The sequence below is a fragment of the Clostridium brassicae genome (assembly GCF_026738875.1).
In the GTDB taxonomy this organism is placed as follows: Bacteria; Bacillota; Clostridia; order Clostridiales; family Clostridiaceae; genus Clostridium_H; species Clostridium_H brassicae.
In genome coordinates, this window is record NZ_JAPQFJ010000070.1 from 1 (window position 1) to 648 (window position 648).

At 31.6% G+C, this 648-nt stretch carries 1 protein-coding gene; it reads right to left on the bottom strand.

Going from position 1 to position 648, the window contains the following annotated elements; genetic code table 11:
* A partial coding sequence (locus OW729_RS19390) for an electron transfer flavoprotein subunit beta/FixA family protein (protein WP_268063166.1) occupies window positions 1-647 on the bottom strand: 647 nt, incomplete at its 3' end.
* Window position 648: the final 1 nt, after the last annotated feature.

The following is a 648-nucleotide window of genomic DNA, read 5'->3' on the forward strand; positions in this document are numbered from 1 at the left end:
TTATTTTCATCTTGATCTTCAAAATCTTTTAAACTTATTACATTTATATTTTTATCTTTTGTTTCAAGCTTTCTTTTATAAGATGGAAGCCTTGGTTGCATGATATCTTTTTCTACTGTTATTAAACATGGATATTTAATTTCTACAACTTCTATTGCATTTGGCATATCCATTTTTACAACTATTGACTTTTCTTTAAGTTCCATTATTTCTAAAACATTTGCTACATGTGGTATTTTTAAGTATTCTGCCATTTCTGGTCCAACTTGAGCTGTATCTCCATCTGTTGTTTGTTTTCCGCAGATTATAAGGTCGTATTCTCCCATTTTTTTAACACCTTGCGAAATTGTATAAGATGTTGCAAGTACATCTGCTCCTGCAAATTTTCTATCTGATAAAAGAGTTCCTTCGTCTGCTCCCATCATATAAGCTTCTCTTATTACATCCATTGATTGTGGAGGTCCCATGCTTATTACTTTTACACTTCCTCCCTTTTCTTCTTTTAATTTTAAAGCTGTTTCAAGAGCAAATAAATCATATGGATTCATCTTTGACTCTACACCATCTCTTATTAAAACTCCTGTAACAGGATCTACCTGCACATTTGAACTTCCTGGCACTTGTTTAATACATACTATCATTTCCATA